The following is a 20,083-nucleotide window of genomic DNA, read 5'->3' on the forward strand; positions in this document are numbered from 1 at the left end:
GTGCGAATCAAGCAGAGACCCGAAGATTTCTCCGTCAAGGAGTCGTACCGCTTCGACGAGGTGCCGAGCGGTCGCTACCGCGTCTACCTGATGGACAAGCAGAAGCTGTCCACCTTCGACGCGGCGGACCGCATCCGCGACGCCTTCGGCCTCAAGCCAGGCTCCATCTCCTACTGCGGCCTGAAGGACAAGCAGGGCCGCACCGAGCAGCTCATCGCGGTGGACGGGGCGGACGTGGACATGCAGGAGCCCGACCTGCGCCTGAAGTACCTGGGGCGCTCGGACAAGGCCCTGTCGGCCGCCAACATCACCTCCAACCGCTTCGCCGTCACCGTGCGCTCGCTGTCCGAGACGTCCGTCGGCTTCCTCAACGTGGCCGCCGCCGAGGTCAACCGCCTGGGCGTGGTGAACTACTTCGACAGCCAGCGCTTCGGCTCGCTCAAGCACGGCCAGGGCTTCATCGCCAAGGATCTCATCCGCGGCGACTTCGAGGCCGCGCTGCGCAACTACCTGGCCAAGCCCTCGGAGCTGGACCGGACCGAGGACGCCAAGGTGAAGAGCTTCTGGCGCGACAACTGGGGCCGGTGGGACGCGCGCGTGCCCTTCGAGGGCAGCAAGAAGTACCACCGCATCCTCAAGTCCCTGCGCGAGCACCCCGGCGACTACCTGCGCGCCTTCCTGCAGATCGACGCGTCCTACCGCGCCATGCTGCTCTTCACCTACCAGAGCTACCTCTGGAACGAGGGCGTGCGGCGCTACCTCCAGCTGCTGCTGCCCCGCGAGCACCTCTTCCCCCTGAAGTACCAGGCCGGCACCCTCCTCTTCTACCGCGACGCGGACCCCGAGGTGCTCCGCGTCCTGCGCGAGTCCACCTTCCCCCTGCTCGCCCCGGACACCCGCATCGAGGATCCGAAGGTGAAGGAGGCCGTGGACTGGGTGCTCGGACGCGAGAAGCTGTCCCTGGAGGACCTCCGCATCAAGGAGGCCCCGCGGATGCTCTACTTCAAGCACGAGGAGCGCCCCACCGTCGTCCTCCCCCACAAGCTCGTCATCGGCCGCGTCCAGAACGATGAGCTGAACCGGGGCGAGTACAAGGTCAACATCGCCTTCACCCTGCCCCCCGGCGCCTACGCCACGCTCGTCATCAAGCGGCTCTTTCACTTCGAGTATCAGGAGGAGAGCGCCCAGCAGATCCGCGACTCCTGGCGGGCTCCCGTCGAGGACCAGGATGGGGAGGCGGCCGACACCGCCTATGCTCCCCGGGGTCCCCGCAAGGCCCCCGCTCCCACGCCCCCCCTCCGGGATGCCAGCAGGGGGGGTTCCGTGCCCAAGGGCGCGCCTGGGGCCAGGGGTACGGCCAGGCGGAGCCCGGCTCCCGAGGCCCCCACCGCTCCCGACAAGCGCGTGCGGACCCGGGAGACCACCGAGGCCAGGCCCACCCCGACCCTCGGCTTCCGCGAGAGCCAGCGCCAGAAGAAGGACGCCAAGGAAAAGGCACGGCGCGAGCAGGCGGCCAAGCGCCCGGAATCACGGAAGAAGAAGTGAGCCGGCCCGCCGATTTCCCCGGCGGTGCAATCAGGGGACACATGCTCCGTAGACCAGGGCGTGAACGCTCTCGCCCTCAACGCAGCAGACGTCGCGGACCTCGCCCGGGCCATCGGCATGCTGGTGGCCGATGACTCCGCCGCCCCGCCCTGGAAGGCCGATGTACTGGCCGCCCGGCGCGGGGACCCCTCGGCCTTCGAGTCGCTCGTACGCAGCGTGCAACGCCCCGTCTACGGTCTGGCGCTGCGCCTGCTGAGCAACGAGGCCGAGGCCGCCGAGGTCTCCCAGGAGGCCTTCCTGCGCGCCTACCAGAACCTCCACAAGTACGACGAGTCCCGCCCCTTCGACCTGTGGGTGATGGCCATCACCCGCAACCTGTGCCTGGACCTGCTGCGCCGGCGCACCAAGGTGAAGACGGAGGAGCTCGAGCCGATGAGCGAGCTCCTCCCCAGTGGAGAGGCCTCCCTCGAGGACGGCGCCATCGCCCGCCAGGAGCACCAGTCGCTGGAGGCGGCCCTGGCCACCCTGTCCGCTGACGACCGGGAGGTGCTGGCGCTCTACTACGTGCAGAAGCGCACCACCAAGGAGATCGCCCAGGTCCTGGGCTGCGCGCCGGGCACCATCATGGCGCGCCTGTTCCGGGCCCGGGAGAAGCTCCGCAAGAAGATGAGCCCGGAGGAGCCGACATGATGCCCACGTCGATCGAGTGCCCGGACCTCGAGGTGCTCTTCACCGAGCTGGAGTCCGGCGAGCACGGCCCCGCCATGGAGCACGCGAAGCTCTGCCCGCTGTGCACCGCCATCATCGAGGAGCACCGGCTGCTGGAGAAGGACCTGTACCGGCTGGCGGATCCGCTCCCTCCGCCGGACCTGGTGCACAAGGTGATGGCGCGCGTGGCCTCCGAGCCCGCGCCCGTGCGCCGCGAGCTGTGGACGGGTCTGTCCATCCTGGGGATCTCGCTCCTGGCGGGACTCGGGGTGCTGATCACCAACGACACGGCCCTGAGCGGGGCCGGCACCGGCCTGGCCCGCTTCCTGGTGGACGGCAAGGCCTTCGTCGAAGCGCTGCTCAGTGGCGCCCATGCCTTGTGGCACACCGCGGCGGGCCCCGTCGCGGGCCTGCTCGCCGCCCTCCTCTTCTCCACCCTGTTCGGCATCAAGCGACTGGCCGGCAACGGCCCTACCCCCTCCGAAGCGTGAGTGTCGCCATGAAGATCTCCAAGCGCCTGCTGCTTCCCGCCCTCCTCCTCGCCTCCCCCCTCGCGCTGGCCCAGACCCAGGCCCCCGAGGCCCAGGAGGCCCGCGCCCAGGACACCATCGACGTCCAGTTCCGCGGCTCCCTGCGCGATGCGATCCAGAAGATCGCCGAGGAGGGTGGCCTCAACGTGGTGGTCACCGGCGACCTGGACTCGCCCGCCGAGGTCCGCCTGAAGAACGTCGGCGCCGAGCAGGCCCTTCGCACGGTGGCCCGCGCCTACTCGCTGAAGATGGAGCAGGACAACGGCATCTACACCCTGCGCCCCCTGACGGCCGAGGAGAAGGCCCAGTCCGTCGTGGTGGCTCCCGCCGCGCCCACGCCCCCGGTTCCGAGCGGTCCGCCGGTCCCACCACCGGCTCCGGCCATCGCGCCGCCGCCGGATCCCGCGGACATGGTGGATGAGGTGGCGAAGGCGGTCGAGAGCGCCGTGGACGAGGACGAGGTGAAGGAGCGCGTGCGCAACAAGATGCGGGAGGTGCGGCGCTCCCGTGGCTCGCACGACATGGTGGCGCGTGGACGCTCGCTGGAGGTGAAGGAGGGCGAGTCGGTGGACAGCGCCGTCGTCTACGGCGGCAACCTGACGGTGAAGGGGCACGTGGAGGACGACGCGGTCGTCTTCGGCGGCAACCTGGAGATCACCGGCCACGTGGAGGGTGATGCGCACGCCTTCGGCGGCAACGTGGTGCTCGGCCCGGGCGCGGTGGTGGAGGGAGACGTCTCGTCCTTCGGCGGCGCCGTCATCAAGCAGGATGGGGCGAAGGTGGAGGGCAGCACCGAGTCCTTCGGCGGCGCCAACATCGGCCGCATGGTGGCGGGAGAGATCAAGGAGAACCTCAAGGATGTGAAGAAGTCCTCCCGCGTCGAGCGCGAGGATCGCAATGACAACGACTTCGCGGCCTTCCTGGTGTGGTTCGCCATGCTCTTCGGCACGGGCTTCCTGGGGCAGCTCTTCCTGCCGACGCGGATGAAGGAGCTGGGCTCGGAGATCCGGGCGCAGCCGATGAAGAGCGGCGTGGTGGGGTTCCTGGGCATGCTGGCGATGGTGCCCATCACCGTGGTGCTCACGGTGACGCTGATCGGCATCCCGGTGGTGGTGGCCCTGTGGGTGGTGGCCTTCCTGACGACGGCGCTGGGCTTCGCGGCGGTGGCGAGTGAGATCGGCATGAAGCTGCCGGTGATGCGCGGCCGCAAGACGCAGGCGATGGTGCTGGCCCTGGGGCTGCTGCTCCTGCTGGTGGTGGGCAACATCCCGGTGCTGGGACCCCTGGTGCTGACGCTGGCGACGCTGGTGGCCTTCGGCGCGGTCATCCGCACCCGGTTCGGCAACCGCCCGCGGGGCATGCCCGAGCCCATCATCTCCGAGCAGGTGCCGGGCTGAGCGGCGGGACGCGGTGAACGAAGGACCCTCCGGGGGCGGCTGGGAGCGTGGGGGACGCTCTGGCCGCCCCCGAGGTGTTTTCACCGGCCAGCCGGAAGTTCCGCCCCCCGGTGGTGCTTGCGGTGCAGTCCGTGCAGCGCGCCATGCGCGAACCGGTGCCGCAGCAGGAGCGCGGGGCCGATCGCCATCGCCAGGTTGGCTGGGAACGCGCACCCCACCCCGAGCCCCGTGATGGCCACGAGGAACACGATGCAGCCCACCAGGCCGAGCCGCGCCACTCCTCCACGGCCGAACGGCACCGCCAGTCCGCACAGCAACTGCCCGAGCGCGATGGGCAACACGAAGAGCGCGGGATTCGCCGCGAAGGGGCCCTCGATGAACGCCTGGTACAGCGGAATGGCCGTGGGCCCGAAGCCCTCCACGTACAGCCGCGGGGCGACGAGCACGATCGTGAGATTGATGGCGCTCGCGCTCAGGAAGGCGGCGCCCACCACGAGACGCCCCACCGAGTGAGGCCACCGGGCGCAGGCGACGACCAGGACCGCGGCCAGGATGAACGAGAAGAAGTAACCGGCGAGCATGAACGCCTCCGCTGTGAGAACCCACCGTCCTCCACAGCATGGTGCGTGCCAGTCCGCGCCTCACGGGCGAGCACTCCGAGCCTCCCGCAACTTCTGCGCGCTCCCCAGTGGAACGCGCATCCAGGAGCGGCCCGGCCCCTGGTCCCCCAAGCGGGCTGACGCACCGCGCCAGCGCGGAGAGAAGCCGGGTTTCCACGCGCCATCACCCCGGCTGTCACCTCCCCTGCTCGGGAGGCGACGCGAGGTCCCGGGCGGGCTTTGACCGCTCGGGCCCGCTGGGACATTGTCCGCGCACCTTATGAGACGCCTCCCAGATGCCGCCTCTCGCGGTAAGTCCATCACCATGGACCTCGAGGGCGAATCCGTGCCCGCGGTCGAGGGCGAGCCGGTCGCGTGCTCGCTGGTGGCCGCCGGTGAGTCCGTACTCGCCCGCTCCATCAAGTACCACCGCGCCCGTGGCCCCTACTGCTTCGCCGGTGCGTGCTCCCACTGCCTGATGCGCGTGGACGGCATGCCCAACGTCTACACCTGCCGCGTGCCAGCCCGCGCGGGCATGAAGCTGGAGCGACAGAACGCCTACCCCTCCGCCAAGGTGGACGTCTTCGAGGCGATCGACTGGTTCTTCCCCAAGGGGTTGGATCACCACGAGATGTTCGCCGGCGTGCCCGTGGCCGAGCAGGTGATGGCCAAGGTGGCGCGCCAGCTCGCGGGCCTCGGGCTGCTGCCGGCCTCGCCCGCCCCGGAGCGCATGCCCGCGCTGACGCTGCGCACCCGCGTGGCGGTGGTGGGCGGTGGCGCCTCGGGCCTCTCGGCGGCGCAGGTGCTGGCCGCCCGGGGCGTGCCCTTCCTCCTCTTCGAGCGCGAGGACACCCTGGGTGGCCGCTTCGTCGCGGGCGCGCCGGAGGCGGATGCGCCGAAGATGCCGGACACGAGCGCCCTGCCCCCGGGAAGCGCTCGCACGCGGGCCACCGTCATCGGCCTGTATGACGACGAGGCCGGCCGCTACCTGGCGGTGGTGGCGGATGGGCCGGAGGGGACGAGGCTCCTCAAGGTGTATGCCGAGCGCTTCCTGCTGGCGCCAGGGGGCCACCCGCCGCTGCTGCCCTTCGAGAACAATGACCTGCCGGGCGTGTACGCGGGCCGCGCGGCGAGCCTGCTGATGCGCCGCTACGGCGTGGCGCCCGAGGTGGCGGCGCTGGTGGGCTGGGGCCCCGAGCTGTACGCGCTGGCGCGGCTGATGGAGGAGCACGGGACGAAGGTGGCGGCGGTGGTGGACCTGAAGGGCCCGTTGCCTCCGGGAGCTCCAGCCAGAGCCACCCTGGGCAGCGAGCCCAAGGCGCACGGCCGGGGCGAGGTGAGCGGCTTCAGCTACGCGGACGCGTCGGGCCGGCGGGTGAAGGTGGACTGTGACGCGGTGCTGGTGGCGGTGGCGACGAGCCCGAGCTTCGAGCTGGCCCGCCAGGGTGGCGCGAAGGTGGAGTTCGACGAGGCACGCGAGGTGTTCGCGGTGGTGGCGGACGCGGACGGACGCACCGCCGCGCCGGACGTGTACGTGGCTGGGGATGTGACGGGTGGGAGGAGCATGGTGGAGTCCGCGGCCTCGGGCAGGCGCGCGGCCGAGTCGCTCCTCGGAGGGCTGTCATGAGCAAGACGCTGATCTGCTCCTGCGAGGACGTGACCGCCGATGACATCCGGCACGCCGTCTCGAAGGGCTTCTGTGACGTGGAGTCGGTGAAGCGCTTCACGGGTTTCGGCACGGGCATCTGCCAGGGCAAGGGCTGCCTGTCGGCGGTGGCGGCGCTGCTGGCGAAGGAGAAGGCGCAGAAGCCCGCGGGCCTGCTGCCCTTCACGCCGCGGCCGCCGGAGTTCCCGACGGAGCTGTCGTTGCTGGCCTCGGCGCCGGTGGACGAGTCCCAGCCTCCCGTGGGCGGGGTGCCCCAGGAGTTGAGCGACTTCCCGCCGGCACTGCGGCCGGAGGGCCCGGTGCCCGCGCGCGCGAAGGTGGTCATCATCGGCGGCGGCATCATGGGCCTGGCGCTGGCGTACAACCTGTCCCTGCGCGGCGAGACGGACGTGGTGGTGCTCGAGCGCGGCTACCTGTGCGCGGGCGCGTCCGGGCGCAACGGCGGCGGCGTGCGCATGCAGTGGGGCACGTCGGCCAACATCGAGCTGGCCAAGCGCTCCATCGCGCTGATGGGCCGGTTCGCGCGCGACCTGGGCATCAACGTGTGGCTGCGCCAGGGCGGCTACCTCTTCATGGCCAAGACGAAGGCCGTGGCGGAGCGCCTGGAGCGCAACGTGGCGCTGCACAACAAGCACGGAGTGCCCACGCGGCTGCTCACGGTGGACGAGGCGCGCGAGGTGGTGCCCGGCCTGTCGCTCAAGGGCGCGCAGGCGGCCTCGTACAATCCGGAGGACGGGGTCATCTTCCCCTGGCCCTTCCTCTGGGGCTACGCGAACGCCTGCCGCAAGGCCGGCATCAAGGTCGAGACCTTCACCAACGTCACCGGCTTCGAGTTGTCGGACGGCCTGGTGCGCAAGGTGAAGACGGATCGCGGCGACATCGCCTGCGACACGGTGGTGCTGGCCACGGGGGCGTGGAGCCCGGAGATCGCGAAGCTCGCGGGGGTGCAGCTGCCCAACGAGCCGCACCGGCATGAAATCCTCAGCACGGAGCCGCTCAAGCCCTTCCTGAGCCCGCTGGTGTCGGTGCTGGACTCGGGGCTGTACTTCAGCCAGTCGATGCGCGGGGAAATCGTCGGCGGCATGGGCGATCCGAAGGAGCCGCCGGGGCTGAACATGGGCTCGACGTTGCGCTTCGTGTCGCGCTTCTCGCGGGCGCTGCTGGAGCAGATGCCGCAGCTGGGCCACGTGAAGGTGCTGCGCCAGTGGGCGGGCTGCTACGACGTGACGCCGGACAACAACCCGGTGCTGGGCCGCACGCCGGGCCTGGAGAACCTGCTCCAGCTGTCGGGCTTCGTGGGGCACGGCTTCATGATGGCCCCCGCGGTGGCCGAGCGGATGGCGCAGTGGATGACCACGGGCGAGTCCGACGAGCTCTTCACGCGCTTCAACCTGCGCCGCTTCCAGGAGGGCAAGCTGGAGCGCGAGGACATGATCATCGGCTGAGCGCCTCGGGCCCACCGGCCAGCAACACACGCTGGCCACGCTCCTCCAGCAACGCGGTCCCCTGCCGCAGCTTCTTCGCGGCCATCATCCCCGTGGCCCGCATCAGCGGGCGCGGCATGAGCGACACCAGCCGCATCATCCACCGGTACGCCAGGCCCGGGTACACCAGGGGCGAGGCACGCTCGAAGCCCTCGAGCGCCTCGCGGGCGCACCGGACCGCGGAGATGCTCATCCACGACGGCGGCGCGTGAGCGTCCACCGCCACCGGCCCGGGCTCCACCCGCGTCACCACCACCCCGGTGCCGACCAGCTCCAACCGCAGCGACTCGGTGAACCCCTCGAGGAAGTGCCGGGTCCCGGCGTAGACGGCCATGCCCGGGATGTACAGCCGTCCACCCCCCGAGCCGATGTTGAGGATGCCACCGCGCCCGCGCTCCACCATGCGCCGCAGCAACCGGTGGGTGAGCAGCATGGGCGCCGACACGTTCGCCCTCAACATCTGGTGGATGTGCGGCCAGCGCTGCTGCTCGTAGAGGCCGAACTCCCCCTGCTCGGCGTTGTTCACCAGCACGTCCACCTGGATGAGGTGGCGGTGCAGCGAGTCCAGCAGCGCATCCACCTCGTCCGGGTGCGACAGGTCGCACTTCTCCACCGCCACGCCCAGGGTGGGGTTGCTCGCGAGCAGCTCGTCCCGGAGCTCCTCTAGCGGCTCCTTCTGGTGGGCGACGAGCACCAGGGTCCTCGCCCTGCGAGCGAGCTGGCGTGCGAGCTCCCGGCCAATGCGCGAGCAGGCCCCCGTGATGAGCACGGTGCCGGAATCGATGGGTGGACGCATGGGCTCCTCTCCTCCTTGCCCTGACAAAGGAGAAAATTAGCCACGCCCTCCCGCCCTCCACATGACTCGCCGGGTCGAAAGCCCTCCGGGCCACCCCCCCTCCCTCGGAACACCACCGATCGTCCACTTTCGCTACGATTCCAAGGAATCCATCTGTTCTGTTTGAGGACAGTCGCCGCTCCCGCATAAGGTCCGGGGCCGACTCGGGTTTTCCCCGAAGTTGTGCAATCCATTTACATCTGCAATCCGGGAACAGGAGCATGCATGCTCCACCCGTTAGGGGACGGAGCGTTGCCTTCCGAGGGAGGAAGGCGGCGCGGGCCGCTGGCACGGTACGTGCCATGGGGACTCGACCGCGCATCCCGCGCATGGAGACCCCCCCTCTTATGAACCTGAAGATTGCTCGTGCGTTCCTGGTCGTCGGTCTGACGGGCTGTGGTGTTGCCGAGCTGCCCGCGGACGTACCGGACGCGGAGCCCACGGGCGCCGCGGAGTCCCCGGTCATCGTGGGCTCGGTGAACTGGAGCAGTGTCACGTCGCTGAGCTCCACCAGCACCGAGCGGACGCGCTCCAAGGCGGTGGGCTATCTGTCGATCCCCGCCGTGGGCAGCCGCTGCACCGCGTGGCTGGTGGCCGACGACAAGGTGGTGACCAACAACCACTGCATCGGAAGCAGCTCGAACGCGGTGGGCGCCAGGGTGTCCTTCAACTACGAGGACGGCGTCGCCTCCACCAGCCGCATCTGGTACGACTGCTCCACCTTCGTGAAGACGTGGTCGGCCGAGGACATGACGGTCATCCAGTGCAAGCCCGTCAACGGCACCCTCCCCGGCCAGGTGTACGGCAAGCTGACGGTGGCCAGCGGTAACGCCACCAACAGCTCCGCCATGTACGTCGTCCACCAGAACTGCGACTACAACGCCACCCCGAGCTGCACCCCGACGAAGAAGTACTCGCCGGGCTCGGTGCTCAACACCAACTGGAGCAGCAACGAGCTGTCCTACAACGCGGACACGCTGGGCGGCTCGTCGGGCTCGCCGGTGCTGGGCGGCGCGGGCTCCACCTACGCGCACCAGGTGATCGGCCTGCACCACGTGGGCGTCGGCTCCAACTACAGCAGCAGCGCCTACAACACGGGCGTCGAGGCTTCGGCCATCAGGGCCCGCCTCGCGGAGATCGGCCTGTAGTCCCTGGCCCTCCACGGCCTCGACACACGGGAACGGCGGCTCCTCACGGGGCCGCCGTTTCGTTTTCCCCCTGCCCCTCCGGGCAAGGACTCCGTCGGACGCAAGGCTTGCACCCCCATGCGGCCCCTCGGAAGAGTTTGCACGCGGACATCCCCCTTCAGAGGCAATTCCCCTGGCACGCTTCTTCCAGCCATTTAAGGAGCAATGCCCAACCCCACGCCGGGGTCCGGGCGGCAACGGAGGGAATACCGATGCCCACGCCTTCTCGAATCCTCGTGCCCGTGGACCTGATGGAGGGTTCGCGCGCCATCATCGATTACGCGGTCCAACTCGCCCGGCCGTTCAACGCCTCGCTGGAGTTGCTGCACACCTGGGAGCCACCCCAGTACGTGGCGCCGGATCTCCTGGTCGCCGCGCCGGGCTGGAGCCCTCAGTCGCTGGAGAAGACGGCGCTCGACGCGGCGCGCAAGGAGCTGGAGGCGCTCGTCAAGGAGCTCCAGTCGCCCGTGCCCATCACCCATCGGCTGGAGGTGGGTGAGCCGGGCGCGGCCATCGTCCGGATCGCCGAGACGGGCGGGTTCGATCTGATCGTCATGGGGACGCATGGCCGCCGGGGCCTGCCGAGGCTGTTGCTGGGGAGCGTGGCCCAGAAGGTCATCGCCCGGGCGCACTGCCCCGTCCTCACGCTGCACGTGCACGAGGAGAAGTGAGCCGGAGGCGCGGTGGCCACGGGCCGCCGCGCCCCCTGGCCGCCCGGCGAGAGTGGCGCCAGGTCTCATCCAGCGAGACGACCACATAGATTCCGGTCGGTGAGGGTCCGGGCTAAGCTCCGGACCCGTACCGCCGAGCCCACCCCGAAGGCAGGGCCCGGCCGACACGAGGGGTCGCGATGCCAGTCCCACAGAACTTCCAGACGGATTACGGAATCCGCATCCACTGTCCCGGGTACATCACACCAGCGGAGGCGCGCGCCTGGTTCGAGGACATCAAGCTCAAGGTGCTCGCGCTCGAGGGCAAGCCCTTCGGGATGCTGGCGGACGCCCGCACCCAGAAGGCCAATCCTCCGGAGACCCAGGAGCTGGTCAAGGAGTCGATGGTCTGGCTGCGCGGCCACGGCATGGAGCGCTCCGTCGTGGTGCTCGACAGCACGGTGGCGCTCATCCAGATCCTTCGCCTGGCGAAGACCTCGGGCGTGTACGCCTACGAGCGCTACCTGGACGCCTCGAAGGACCCTGACTGGGAGCGCAGGGCCCTGGATTGGATCATCCGGGCCATCGACCCGGATCTTCCGGTGCCGGCGCCCGTGCAGGTGCAGCCGCGCACGGTGCGCTGACCCGCCGGCTCAGGCGATGACGCCCTCGACGATGCACAGCGGCGAGGGCGTGGGGATGACGCGCGACACCTTCAGCCCGGCGGCGGCGAACATCTCCTGGAAGTCGCGCTCGGTGCGCTCACGGCCACGCGAGGAGGAGAGCATCAGCAGATCGACGATCTTCCCGGGGCTGGGCTCGTTGCCCGGGGAGATGACCACGTCGATGGCCAGCACGCGCCCATGGGCCGGCAGGGCCCGGCGCACGCTCTTCATGATGGAAACGCACTCCTCGTCGTCCCAGTCGTGGAGGACGCGCTTGACGAGGTAGGCATCGGCGCCCGCGGGAATGGACTTGAAGAAGTCACCCACCACGGTGTCGCACCGGTCCGCCACGCCCTCGGCCTGGAGCACGGTGGGCCCCTTGAGCACGTACTCGAGATCGAACAGCGTGCCCTTCAGCGAGGGGTTGCGCTTGAGGACCTCGGCGATGAAGCCACCGTGGCCGCCGCCCACGTCCACCACGCGCTGGCAGCCGGAGAAGTCATAGGCGCTGGCGATGGGAGCGTTCTCCATCGCGGTGAAGCCCGTCACGCCGTTGTCGAAGATCTCGGCGGCTTCGCGGTTCTTCGCCAGGTAGTCGAAGAACATCTCCCCGAGGTTGTGCTCCAGCGCGTTCTTGCCCGTGCGCAGCGTGTAGAGCATCTCCCCGGCGGCGTCCCAGAAGGCGGGGTGGGCCAGCATGAGGAGGGCATCGCGCATGGAGCCGGGCACGTCCGTGCGCAGCGGCTCGGCCAGCGGGGTGAGGCCGAAGCGGCCCTGCTCGTCCTCGGAGAAGATGCCCAGGCTGGCCAGGGCCCGGAGCGCCCGGTGCAGCGAGCGCGGGTGCGTCTCCGAGCGCAGCGCGAGCTCCTCGAGCGGCTTCGGGCCGTCACTCAGCATGTCCGCGATGCGCAGCTTCGCCACCGTCGTGAGTGAGGCCGTCACCAGGTAGCCCATACCGAGCTGGGCCAGGATGGCTTGGGGGGGAAGCTGAGGGCTGTTCATGATCTCATTCCTGTTACACGGGAAAATTCAGCCCGCGCTGGATAACAGGAACGAGGTTGTGTTGTCCAGCCGCTCCGCACTGGAAGTGCGTGCATGGCGCTCGCGGCGCGCCTTGCCCTTCGCCGGGGCGCTCCGCAATCGCTCCGGCGACCCTTCGTAGGACCAGAGGCGCCGCCCCGAGCGGCCTCTCGCCCGGAGTCGTTGTCATGCCCAGGTCCCTCCTGTCCGTCCTCGCCGCCCTCTCTCTGCTCGCCATGCCCGCCGCCGCCCGCGCGGAAGACGATGCCAAGAAGACGGACAAGACCGGCACCTGCACCATCCACGCGAAGAAGGGGGACCTCGTCGCCCAGGGCAAGAACCTGGTCGTCGAGAGCGGAACGAAGGCCCGGGACGCGATCGCCATCGATGGCAACGTGAAGGTCCGCGCCGGCGCCACGGTCAACAACGTGGTGTCCATCCGGGGCAAGGTGACCATCGAACCCGGCGCCCAGGTGTCGGGAGACGTGACGTCCCTCGGAGGAGACGTCGTCCTCGGCAAGAGCGCCACCATCTCCGGGGACGTGGTCGCCCTCGGAGGGAAGATTCAGACCGGAGAGGGCGTCACCATCTCCGGCGAGAAGACCCAGCTCTCGGTGAGCTTCAACGGAGAGGAGCTCTTTCAGAAGCTCTTCAGCGGCATCATCACCGGCGAGGGCACCCGCGACTGCGAGCTGAGCTTCGACGAGGACTGACCGTCGGCTACTCCTCGCCGGGAGCCTTCCCCTCGACGCCCGTGAACGGCATCAGCGAGGCCCGGAGCGCGAGGATCTGCTCCCGGGCCATCTCCTTGAGCCGCTCCACGTCCGCGAGCGTCATGCCCTTGGTGGAGATGGGCGTGCCCACCGTCACCAGCGCTCGCGAGGTGGCGAAGCGCCACGAGTGCTTGGGCAGCGCCCGGCGCGTTCCACTCACCGCCATGGGCAGCACGTCCGCCCCGGCCTCGATGGCCAGCCGGAAGGCGCCGTCCTTGAAGGGCAGCAGATCCTCCGTCTTCGAGCGCGTGCCCTCGGGGAAGATCATCACCGGCATGCCCTTGTCCAGCCAGCGGGCACAGGCGGCCATGGCCTCCTGGGCGGAGTCCTTCTCGCCCCGGCGCACGGGGATGTCCCCGGCCAGCCACATGCTCCAGCCCACCACGGGAATCTTGAAGAGCGAGGCCTTGCCCAGCCACTTCATCTCCCAGGGCAGGAAGGAGATGAGGAACGGGTCCGCGTTGGACTCGTGGTTGCTCACCACCACCGTGCGGCCCGAGGGGCGTACCGGCTTGCCGTGCACGCTGAACTTCCAGAAGGGGTTGAGCCTGGCCGCGGTGACGCCGATGAGCCGGAAGGCGCGCCCCGTCACCACCTTGCGCCGATCGAAGGGCCAGGTGACGACCAGCGGCGCCTGGATGCAGAAGCCCGTCAGCGCCACCAGGCCGGTTTCCAGCCACGCATACATGGAGAGCAGTGCGTTCATGAGCCCTCCGGGACGTATCAGCGGCGGACCTTGGGGTCCAGATCCACGCTCACCGGGCAATGGTCCGAGCCAAGAATCTGGCAATGGATGCCGGCGCGCTTCACGTAGGACATGGCCCCGGGCGAGGCCAGCACGTAGTCCAGGCGCCAGCCCACGTTGCGCTCGCGCACCCCGAAGCGCTGGCTCCACCAGCTGTAGTGCCCCCCACCCTTCTCGAAGTGACGGAAGGTGTCCACCCACCCGGCGCGGATCCACCGGTCGAGCTCCTCGCGCTCCTCGGGCAGGAAGCCGCTCGTCTCCCGGTTGTCCTTGGGCCGGGCCAGGTCGATCTCCTGGTGCGCGGTGTTGAAGTCCCCCATCACCAGGATGCGCTCGCCGTCGCGAAAGCCCTTCTCCAGCAGCTTGAAGAGGCGCCGGTAGAAGGCCAGCTTGAAGGGCACCCGGCTGTTGTCCCGCTCCTTGCCGTTGCCGTTGGGGAAGTAGCAGTTGACGACGGTGAGGCGCCCGAAGCGAGCCACCTGCAGCCGGCCCTCGGAATCCATCTCCGGCACGCCCAGCCGCGTCTCCACGGAGTCCGGCGTCTTGCGCGCGAAGAGCCCCACCCCGCTGTAGCCGAGGCGCATCGCCGACACGAAATGGGTGGCACGCCAGCCCTCGGGAGCGCGCACCTCCTCCGGGAGCTGCGACTCGAGCGCCCGCACCTCCTGCACGCCCACCACGTCGGCCTTCTCGGCCGCCAGCCAGGTCAGGAAACCCTTCTTGTGGGCCGATCTCAGCCCGTTCACGTTCCAGGAAACGATCCGCACGGTACTGGCTTCATTGCCTGACCGGCGCGCGCGGGTCCAGTCTCACCGCGAGGGGGGACGAAGTCCGCCGGAGGGGACTTCACGACACGTGCGCCGGGTAGGCCGGTCCCACTCCGCAGGACTGACGGAAGGCACGCAGGGCCTCGGCGATCTCCGTGCCCGCCTCCACCAGCCCCGCGTGGCCCGCGTCCTCCACCAGCACCCACTCCGCGCCCGGCAGCCGCTCGCGCATCCGCTTCATCTCGAGCAGGGGCACCAGCAGGTCGTTCTTCGCGGCGATGATCTGCACGGGCACCCGGAGCTGGGGCAACACGTCCCAGGAGGGCGGAGCCTCGACCAGACCGCGCATCATCATCCAGAAGGCCTGCGGATCCATCCGGCGCAGGGCCAGCAGGAACTCCTGGATGTCCGCGCGTGGAGCGCGGGCCCGCAGCAGGCCCGAGGCACGCCCGAACGGGTACGCCAGCCGCGAGGAGAGCAGCTCGTGGACGAGCGGCGCCACGCGGGGCACCAGGGGTGTCAGGCTCCGGAAGGCACGCTCCAGGGTGGCGTACCCGCCCGGCAGCGGGATGAACCAGGCGGTCGGATCCGGCGTGGAGGGGCTGCCGCCGATGAGCGTCAAGGCGGACACCAGCTCTGGCCGGCGCCGGTACAGCTCCAGCACCACGCGCACGCCCATGGAGAAGCCCACGTGGTGCGGGGGACGTCCGTCACCTCGGGTCATCGTCTCCTCGGTGACGCGCTCGAGGTCATCCACCTGGGCGCGCAGCGAGTAGTCCCCCTGGACGGCCAGGTGGCTCCGGCCATGACCCCGGAAGTCCCAGTGCACCACGCGGTGGTCCTGTTCCAGGTCCGCGACGATGTACCGCCAGAAGTTCTCCGAGGTGCCGATGCCGTTGGTGAGCAGCACCGTCGGCCAGGAGGCGAGCGCCAACTCCGCCTCGCCCTCCGGGGCATTGCCCACATGCGTGTGGTACGCGACGCGGGTGCCATCGGGGGCGGTGACGAAGCGGGTGAGGCGGCGGTAGGGCATGTCCCGCCCACCATTCGACCGCCCCCCCGCCAATGCAACCCCAGACGTTCACTATTGGGTGACCCCGAAGCGCTCGCCATGGTTGTTTGTCACTCCACGACGCACTCCCCTTCCCCATGTCCCCTTCCGATCCACTTCCCTCCTTCGCGCGCTGGCTCGAACCCCGCCCCTCGGGGCCCGGAGCCCCCCTGGCCACCGTGACCGTGGGCACGATGAACTTCGGAACGCGCACTCCCGCGCCCGAGGCCCAGCGCATCGTGGCCCGTGCCCTGGAGCGTGGCGTGCCCTTCTTCGACACGGCCAACTCGTACGGCAATGGAGAGGCCGAGCGCCTCCTCGGTCAGTCGCTGCGAGGCCGGCGGGCGGAGGTGGGCCTCGCCACCAAGGTGGGGCTGGCGCGCGTCCGGGGAAAACCCGAGGGACTCTCCGGCGGGCAGGTGACGCGCGCGGTGGAGGAGAGCCTGAAGCGGCTCGGGACGGACCACGTGGATCTGCTCTACCTGCATGCCCCGGATTCCGCCACGCCGGTGGGGGAGACGCTGGAGGCCATGCACGAGCTGCTGCGCGCGGGCAAGGCACGGCACTGGGGTGTCTCCAACCACGCGGCCTGGCAGCTCCTGGAGCTGCGAGGCCTGTGCGACGCGCGCGGCATGCCTCGCCCGGCGGTGTCCCAGGTGCTCTACAACCCGCTGGTGCGCCAGATAGAGGTGGAGTACCTGCCCTTCACGCGCCGCTACCCGCTCCACACCACCGTGTACAACCCGCTGGCCGGAGGCCTCCTCTCCGGGCGCCACGCACCGGGTGCGCCCATCCCCGAGGGCTCGCGCTTCGATGGCAACCGCCTGTACCAGCGCCGCTACTGGTCCGAGCGCCTCTTCGAGCTGGCCGGGCGCCTGCGCGGCGTGGCCGAGGCGGCGGGCCTGACGCTGCTGGAGCTCTCCTACGCGTGGCTGGCGGGCCGGCCGGGAGTGGACTCGGTGCTGGCGGGCCCGGGGACGGTGGAGCACCTGGACGCGGCGCTGGACGCCTGCGCGAAGCCCCTGCCCCCGGAGGTGGCCACGCGCGTCGACGAGGTGTACCGGGAGTGGCTGGGGACGGACGCCACATACGCGAGGTGAGCATGCTGGCCGTGGACGCGGAGACATTCGACATCGCGGGTCCGCTGGCGCACTACGCCGAGCATGGCTATGCGCGCCTGGGCCGGCTGCTGGACGCGGAAGGACTGGAGACGCTGCGCGAGCGCGCGGACGATCTCATGCTGGGCCGGGTGAGCTACCCGGGCTTCTTCTGGCAGATGGACGCGCCCTCGGGCCGGTACGAGGACGCGCCCCTGGGGCTCGGCTGGCAGGGCCCGTCGCTGGACTACCGCAAGCTGGAGAAGCTGGAGAAGGATCCGCGCTTCCTCGCGTGGATGGAGAACCCGCTCTTCGAGCGCATCGCCCGGATGCTCATCCCCGGGGACATCCGCCTCTACCGGGCCATCCTCTTCCACAAGGGCCAGCGCGGCGGGAGCGAGCTGCCCTGGCACCAGGACGGGGGCAAGCTGTGGGGCCTCACGAAGGATCCCGAGCTGCAACTGTGGACCGCGCTCGACGACGCGCCGTTGGACGGAGGCTGCGTGGAGGTGGTGCCGGGGAGCCACCGCTGGGGCCTGGCCACGCCGCTGGGGGGCGTGGTGCCGCCGGATCAGGTGGCGGCGCGAGGAGCGGACGGACTGAAGGTGCCGCTGCCGGTGGAAGCCGGCGAGGTGCTGCTCCTGCACAACTACGTCTGGCACCGCTCGAGCCCCAGCCGCACGGGGAGCCGCCGTCGGGGCTTCTCGGCCTGCTACATGAGCGCGGACACGCGGTGCGTGCGCAAGAAGAAGGCCCCGCGCGACTTCTTCCCGCTCTTCCGCTCCCGCTGAGGAGGCGGCGCCCTACCCCGCCTTCAGCCGGGCCTTGTGGTAGGCGGGGAGGCTGATGCGGAAGGTGCTGCCCTTGCCCTGCTCGCTGGTGGCGGAGATCTCCCCGCCGAAGCCGGTGATGATGCCGTGGCAGATGGAGAGGCCGAGCCCCGTGCCCACGCCCACCGGCTTGGTGGTGAAGAACGGATCGAAGATGCGGCTGAGCACCTCGGGGGGCATGCCGCACCCGGTGTCCTTCACCTCGATGATGGCGTGATCGTTCTCGGTGCGCAGGCTGACGCGGATCTCGTTCTTGTCCGGCTGACCGGGGGCGATGGCGTGGGCGGCGTTGATGAGCAGGTTGAGGACGACCTGGCAGTACCGGGCCTCGCTGCCCTCGACGAGCGGCACGTCGGACACGTCCTTCACCAGGGTGGCGCGGTGGCGCAGCTCGCCACGGGCCAGGGACAACGCGGAGCCGATGACGCGGGTGAGGTCCACCGAGGTGGGCTGCTCCTCGTCGCCTCGCGAGAAGGTCTTGAGGTCCTGGACGATGAGCCGCACGCGGTTGACGCCCTCGTTCGTCTCCTCCAGCACCTCCTCCAGCTCGTCCAGACGGCCCTGGGGCAGCTCCGCGGACAGCGCGTGCAGCTCCTCGGTGAGGAAGGACAGGTTGGAGATGACGAACGCGAGCGGGTTGTTGATCTCGTGCGCCACGCCCGCTGCGAGCGTACCCACCGAGGCCAGGCGGTCGGCGACGACGAGGCGCGCTTGAATCTGCTTGCGCTCGGTCAGGTCGCGAGCGGTCACCAGGGTGGCGGGCTGGCCGGCGAAGACGAGCCGCAGGCTGCTGATCTCCGCCGTCACCACGCTGCCGTCGGGAGGCTGGAAGCGGATCTCCCGCACCCGGTGGCCCCCGCGGCCGGCCATGCCATCGAGCGTGCTGGCGGCGACGGCGCGATCCTCCGGGTGGACGAAGTCCAGCAGCGAGCGGCCCACCAGCTCGTTGGCCTGCAGACGCAGGAAGGCGCACGCCGAGGGGTTGACGTAGAGCAGCGGCCCGCCGCGGTGCACGAAGATGGCCTCGGGCGAGCCCTCGATGAGGGCGCGGAAGCTCTCCTCGGAGCGGCGCAGCGCGCCCTCGGCGGCCTTGCGCTCGGTGATGTCGAAGGACACGCACCCGAGGAAGCGCCGGCCCGAGCTGTCGCGGGCGATGAACCGGTAGGTGAGGAAGTGGCGCGGCTCGCCGTCCGGAGTGGGGATCATGCTCTCGGAGACGGTGGGCTGGCCGGAGCGGAAGGCCTGATCATCCTGCTCGCGCAGGTGGACGACGGTCTCCGGCGGCATGAGCTGCTCGTCGGGGATGGCGCTCACGTCCATGCCGGTGGTCAGCCCGAAGAAGCGCCGGAAGGGCTCGTTGACGAAGACGCGCCGGCCCGACTCGTCCTTCATGTAGGCCAGGGCCGGGTTGTTGTTGAGGAAGGAGTCGAAGAGGTGCTGGCTCTCCTGGAGGGCGGTGACGATGGAGGCCACCTCCGTCATCAGGGCCTGCTTCGCCGCGTGCTCGGCGGCGTTGCCCATGGCGGCGCCGAGCAGACCGGCCATCAGCTCCATGGTGCGATCGTCCGAGTCGACGAAGGCGTAGGGCACCTGGGAGGCGATGCTCAACAACCCCACCGTCTGGTTGTCGCGCTTGAGGGGCACATTGAGCATCGAGCGGATGCCCATGTTGCGCGACACGTTCTTGTTGACGCGCGGGTCGCGCTCGGTGTCGTCGGTGCGCATCACGTCGCCGCTGAGCACGCTGGCGCCGGCCATGGTGCTGCGGATGGGGAGCCGCACACCCTGCACGTGCGCGTAGAAGCCGAGGCAGATGCGGAAATACATGTCCTCGCCTTCGATGAGCCCCACGGCGGCGCCACCGGCACCGCAGAGGATCATGGCCCGCTCGGCGATGAGCCGCATCACCACGTCGAGGTCCAAGCCGGCCAGGGCGATGTCGTTCTGCGTCTGGATGATGGCGGCCAGACGCTCGATTTCGCCGCGAGCGGACTCCTCGTGGGACTGCCGGCGCATGTACGCGTAGCTGCGGCGCTCGAGCAGCTCGATGCGGGCGCGCACGTCGGCGGCGTGGAAGGGAGCGACGAGGTAGTCGTCGACGCCGAACTCGAGCAGCGCGGAGATCTCCCCTTCCGAGTTGCTGGGCGCCATGCCCAGCACGATGACCTCGGCGGCACGGATCTGCGCGCGCAGCTGGCTGAACCACTCGGACTTCTCGCGGACCAGCTCGGACCCGACGACCAGCGCGTCCACCAGGGAGATGGTGGCGGCCGTCACCTCGGGGCCCGCGGCGACCACCACATCGTGACCCATCCGGGTGAGCTCGGCCCCAATGGGGTGGTCACCGTCGCGACTGAGGAGGAGAAAGCGCATGGAGGGCGGGAGTGGGCTCTTTGAGAAGGCAGAAGATTGCTAGATCGGGGCCCTTGCGGTCCACCAGGAGCCCCCGGATTCTGGAAGAACCGTTCTCCTGATGGATGAGAGCCTACCCTTCTTCGTTCCTCCTGGGGGAGAGGGAGGAGGAGTGAGAGGCC

The 20,083-nt window shown here is 69.8% G+C and carries 19 protein-coding genes; 12 read left to right on the top strand and 7 right to left on the bottom strand.

Features of this window, described 5'->3' with window-relative positions:
- The 4 genes from truD (at position 1) to JRI60_RS28040 (ending at position 4,180) form a co-directional block, all read left to right on the top strand.
- The gene (gene truD / locus JRI60_RS28025; RefSeq protein ID WP_204218946.1) at positions 1-1,545 is read left to right on the top strand and encodes a tRNA pseudouridine(13) synthase TruD; all 1,545 of its coding nucleotides are present in this window, start codon (positions 1-3) and stop codon (positions 1,543-1,545) included.
- Between the two features lie 117 nt (positions 1,546-1,662).
- Positions 1,663-2,235, top strand: coding sequence for an RNA polymerase sigma factor (locus JRI60_RS28030; RefSeq protein WP_204229124.1), 573 nt, complete (start codon positions 1,663-1,665; stop codon positions 2,233-2,235).
- Positions 2,232-2,744, top strand: a complete 513-nt coding sequence (locus tag JRI60_RS28035) for a hypothetical protein (protein WP_204218947.1) — start codon at positions 2,232-2,234, stop codon at positions 2,742-2,744. The genes JRI60_RS28030 and JRI60_RS28035 overlap by 4 nt, the downstream gene beginning before the upstream one ends.
- An 8-nt stretch (positions 2,745-2,752) precedes the next feature.
- Complete coding sequence (locus JRI60_RS28040; RefSeq protein WP_204218948.1) at positions 2,753-4,180, top strand: polymer-forming cytoskeletal protein; 1,428 nt, start codon at positions 2,753-2,755, stop codon at positions 4,178-4,180.
- An 80-nt stretch (positions 4,181-4,260) separates the two neighbouring features.
- Here JRI60_RS28040 and JRI60_RS28045 read toward each other — a convergent pair whose 3' ends face one another.
- Complete coding sequence (locus JRI60_RS28045; RefSeq protein WP_204218949.1) at positions 4,261-4,761, bottom strand: hypothetical protein; 501 nt, start codon at positions 4,759-4,761, stop codon at positions 4,261-4,263.
- A 298-nt stretch (positions 4,762-5,059) separates the two neighbouring features.
- Between JRI60_RS28045 and JRI60_RS28050 the strand changes: the two genes are divergently transcribed.
- Both JRI60_RS28050 and JRI60_RS28055 read left to right on the top strand, forming a co-directional pair.
- Positions 5,060-6,406, top strand: coding sequence for a 2Fe-2S iron-sulfur cluster-binding protein (locus tag JRI60_RS28050; RefSeq protein WP_204218950.1), 1,347 nt, complete (start codon positions 5,060-5,062; stop codon positions 6,404-6,406).
- Entirely contained in the window at positions 6,403-7,890 is a 1,488-nt protein-coding gene (locus tag JRI60_RS28055; protein ID WP_204218951.1) for an FAD-dependent oxidoreductase, read from the top strand. Before JRI60_RS28050 ends, JRI60_RS28055 begins: the two co-directional genes overlap by 4 nt.
- Here the strand turns inward: JRI60_RS28055 and JRI60_RS28060 are convergent.
- Positions 7,880-8,725, bottom strand: a complete 846-nt coding sequence (locus JRI60_RS28060; protein ID WP_204218952.1) for an SDR family NAD(P)-dependent oxidoreductase — start codon at positions 8,723-8,725, stop codon at positions 7,880-7,882. The genes JRI60_RS28055 and JRI60_RS28060 overlap by 11 nt on opposite strands.
- A gap of 386 nt (positions 8,726-9,111) precedes the next feature.
- Here JRI60_RS28060 and JRI60_RS28065 point away from each other — a divergent pair, with 386 nt between their 5' ends.
- From JRI60_RS28065 to JRI60_RS28075, 3 genes are all read left to right on the top strand, one after another.
- Positions 9,112-9,912, top strand: a complete 801-nt coding sequence (locus JRI60_RS28065; protein WP_204218953.1) for a trypsin-like serine peptidase — start codon at positions 9,112-9,114, stop codon at positions 9,910-9,912.
- A 251-nt stretch (positions 9,913-10,163) separates the two neighbouring features.
- Positions 10,164-10,622 (top strand): universal stress protein, encoded by a 459-nt coding sequence (locus JRI60_RS28070; RefSeq protein WP_204218954.1) that lies wholly within the window; start codon positions 10,164-10,166, stop codon positions 10,620-10,622.
- A 179-nt stretch (positions 10,623-10,801) separates the two neighbouring features.
- On the top strand, positions 10,802-11,245 hold the full coding sequence (locus tag JRI60_RS28075; RefSeq protein WP_204218955.1) for a hypothetical protein: 444 nt from the start codon (positions 10,802-10,804) through the stop codon (positions 11,243-11,245).
- 9 nt (positions 11,246-11,254) lie between these two features.
- On the opposite strand, the gene JRI60_RS28080 is transcribed toward JRI60_RS28075, so the two are convergent.
- On the bottom strand, positions 11,255-12,268 hold the full coding sequence (locus JRI60_RS28080; protein WP_204218956.1) for a methyltransferase: 1,014 nt from the start codon (positions 12,266-12,268) through the stop codon (positions 11,255-11,257).
- Positions 12,269-12,474: 206 nt separating this feature from the next.
- On the opposite strand from JRI60_RS28080, the gene JRI60_RS28085 reads away from it, so the two are divergent.
- Positions 12,475-12,999, top strand: a complete 525-nt coding sequence (locus tag JRI60_RS28085) for a hypothetical protein (protein ID WP_204218957.1) — start codon at positions 12,475-12,477, stop codon at positions 12,997-12,999.
- A gap of 7 nt (positions 13,000-13,006) precedes the next feature.
- Here the strand turns inward: JRI60_RS28085 and JRI60_RS28090 are convergent, their stop codons facing one another.
- The 3 genes from JRI60_RS28090 to JRI60_RS28100 form a co-directional block, all read right to left on the bottom strand.
- Positions 13,007-13,765, bottom strand: coding sequence for a lysophospholipid acyltransferase family protein (locus JRI60_RS28090; protein ID WP_204218958.1), 759 nt, complete (start codon positions 13,763-13,765; stop codon positions 13,007-13,009).
- Positions 13,766-13,782: 17 nt separating this feature from the next.
- Positions 13,783-14,571, bottom strand: a complete 789-nt coding sequence (locus JRI60_RS28095; RefSeq protein ID WP_204218959.1) for an exodeoxyribonuclease III — start codon at positions 14,569-14,571, stop codon at positions 13,783-13,785.
- 79 nt (positions 14,572-14,650) lie between these two features.
- Entirely contained in the window at positions 14,651-15,604 is a 954-nt protein-coding gene (locus tag JRI60_RS28100) for an alpha/beta fold hydrolase (protein WP_204218960.1), read from the bottom strand.
- A gap of 116 nt (positions 15,605-15,720) precedes the next feature.
- Here JRI60_RS28100 and JRI60_RS28105 point away from each other — a divergent pair, with 116 nt between their 5' ends.
- Together JRI60_RS28105 and JRI60_RS28110 are read left to right on the top strand one after the other, a co-directional pair.
- Positions 15,721-16,722: an aldo/keto reductase gene (locus JRI60_RS28105; RefSeq protein WP_204218961.1), complete on the top strand. Its 1,002-nt coding sequence runs from the start codon at positions 15,721-15,723 to the stop codon at positions 16,720-16,722.
- Positions 16,723-16,724: 2 nt separating this feature from the next.
- Positions 16,725-17,510, top strand: coding sequence for a phytanoyl-CoA dioxygenase family protein (locus tag JRI60_RS28110; protein ID WP_204218962.1), 786 nt, complete (start codon positions 16,725-16,727; stop codon positions 17,508-17,510).
- A gap of 12 nt (positions 17,511-17,522) precedes the next feature.
- On the opposite strand, the gene JRI60_RS28115 is transcribed toward JRI60_RS28110, so the two are convergent.
- A complete protein-coding gene (locus tag JRI60_RS28115) occupies positions 17,523-19,922 on the bottom strand; it encodes a PAS domain S-box protein (RefSeq protein ID WP_239469757.1) in 2,400 nt (799 codons plus the stop codon).
- Between the last annotated feature and the right edge of the window lie 161 nt (positions 19,923-20,083).

The organism is Archangium violaceum (genome assembly GCF_016887565.1).
In the GTDB taxonomy this organism is placed as follows: Bacteria; Myxococcota; Myxococcia; order Myxococcales; family Myxococcaceae; genus Archangium; species Archangium violaceum_B.

Excerpts from the sequence above, each read along its gene's own strand:
- JRI60_RS28030 (WP_204229124.1), top strand. The coding sequence starts at position 1,663 with ATGCTGGTGGCCGATGACTCCGCCGCCCCGCCCTGGAAGGCCGATGTA.
- JRI60_RS28035 (WP_204218947.1), top strand. The coding sequence starts at position 2,232 with ATGATGCCCACGTCGATCGAGTGCCCGGACCTCGAGGTGCTCTTCACC.
- JRI60_RS28040 (WP_204218948.1), top strand. The coding sequence starts at position 2,753 with ATGAAGATCTCCAAGCGCCTGCTGCTTCCCGCCCTCCTCCTCGCCTCC.
- JRI60_RS28045 (WP_204218949.1), bottom strand. The coding sequence starts at position 4,761 with ATGCTCGCCGGTTACTTCTTCTCGTTCATCCTGGCCGCGGTCCTGGTC.
- JRI60_RS28050 (WP_204218950.1), top strand. The coding sequence starts at position 5,060 with ATGAGACGCCTCCCAGATGCCGCCTCTCGCGGTAAGTCCATCACCATG.
- JRI60_RS28055 (WP_204218951.1), top strand. The coding sequence starts at position 6,403 with ATGAGCAAGACGCTGATCTGCTCCTGCGAGGACGTGACCGCCGATGAC.
- JRI60_RS28060 (WP_204218952.1), bottom strand. The coding sequence starts at position 8,725 with ATGCGTCCACCCATCGATTCCGGCACCGTGCTCATCACGGGGGCCTGC.
- JRI60_RS28065 (WP_204218953.1), top strand. The coding sequence starts at position 9,112 with ATGAACCTGAAGATTGCTCGTGCGTTCCTGGTCGTCGGTCTGACGGGC.
- JRI60_RS28070 (WP_204218954.1), top strand. The coding sequence starts at position 10,164 with ATGCCCACGCCTTCTCGAATCCTCGTGCCCGTGGACCTGATGGAGGGT.
- JRI60_RS28075 (WP_204218955.1), top strand. The coding sequence starts at position 10,802 with ATGCCAGTCCCACAGAACTTCCAGACGGATTACGGAATCCGCATCCAC.
- JRI60_RS28080 (WP_204218956.1), bottom strand. The coding sequence starts at position 12,268 with ATGAACAGCCCTCAGCTTCCCCCCCAAGCCATCCTGGCCCAGCTCGGT.
- JRI60_RS28085 (WP_204218957.1), top strand. The coding sequence starts at position 12,475 with ATGCCCAGGTCCCTCCTGTCCGTCCTCGCCGCCCTCTCTCTGCTCGCC.
- JRI60_RS28090 (WP_204218958.1), bottom strand. The coding sequence starts at position 13,765 with ATGAACGCACTGCTCTCCATGTATGCGTGGCTGGAAACCGGCCTGGTG.
- JRI60_RS28100 (WP_204218960.1), bottom strand. The coding sequence starts at position 15,604 with ATGCCCTACCGCCGCCTCACCCGCTTCGTCACCGCCCCCGATGGCACC.
- JRI60_RS28105 (WP_204218961.1), top strand. The coding sequence starts at position 15,721 with ATGTCCCCTTCCGATCCACTTCCCTCCTTCGCGCGCTGGCTCGAACCC.
- JRI60_RS28110 (WP_204218962.1), top strand. The coding sequence starts at position 16,725 with ATGCTGGCCGTGGACGCGGAGACATTCGACATCGCGGGTCCGCTGGCG.
- JRI60_RS28115 (WP_239469757.1), bottom strand. The coding sequence starts at position 19,922 with ATGCGCTTTCTCCTCCTCAGTCGCGACGGTGACCACCCCATTGGGGCC.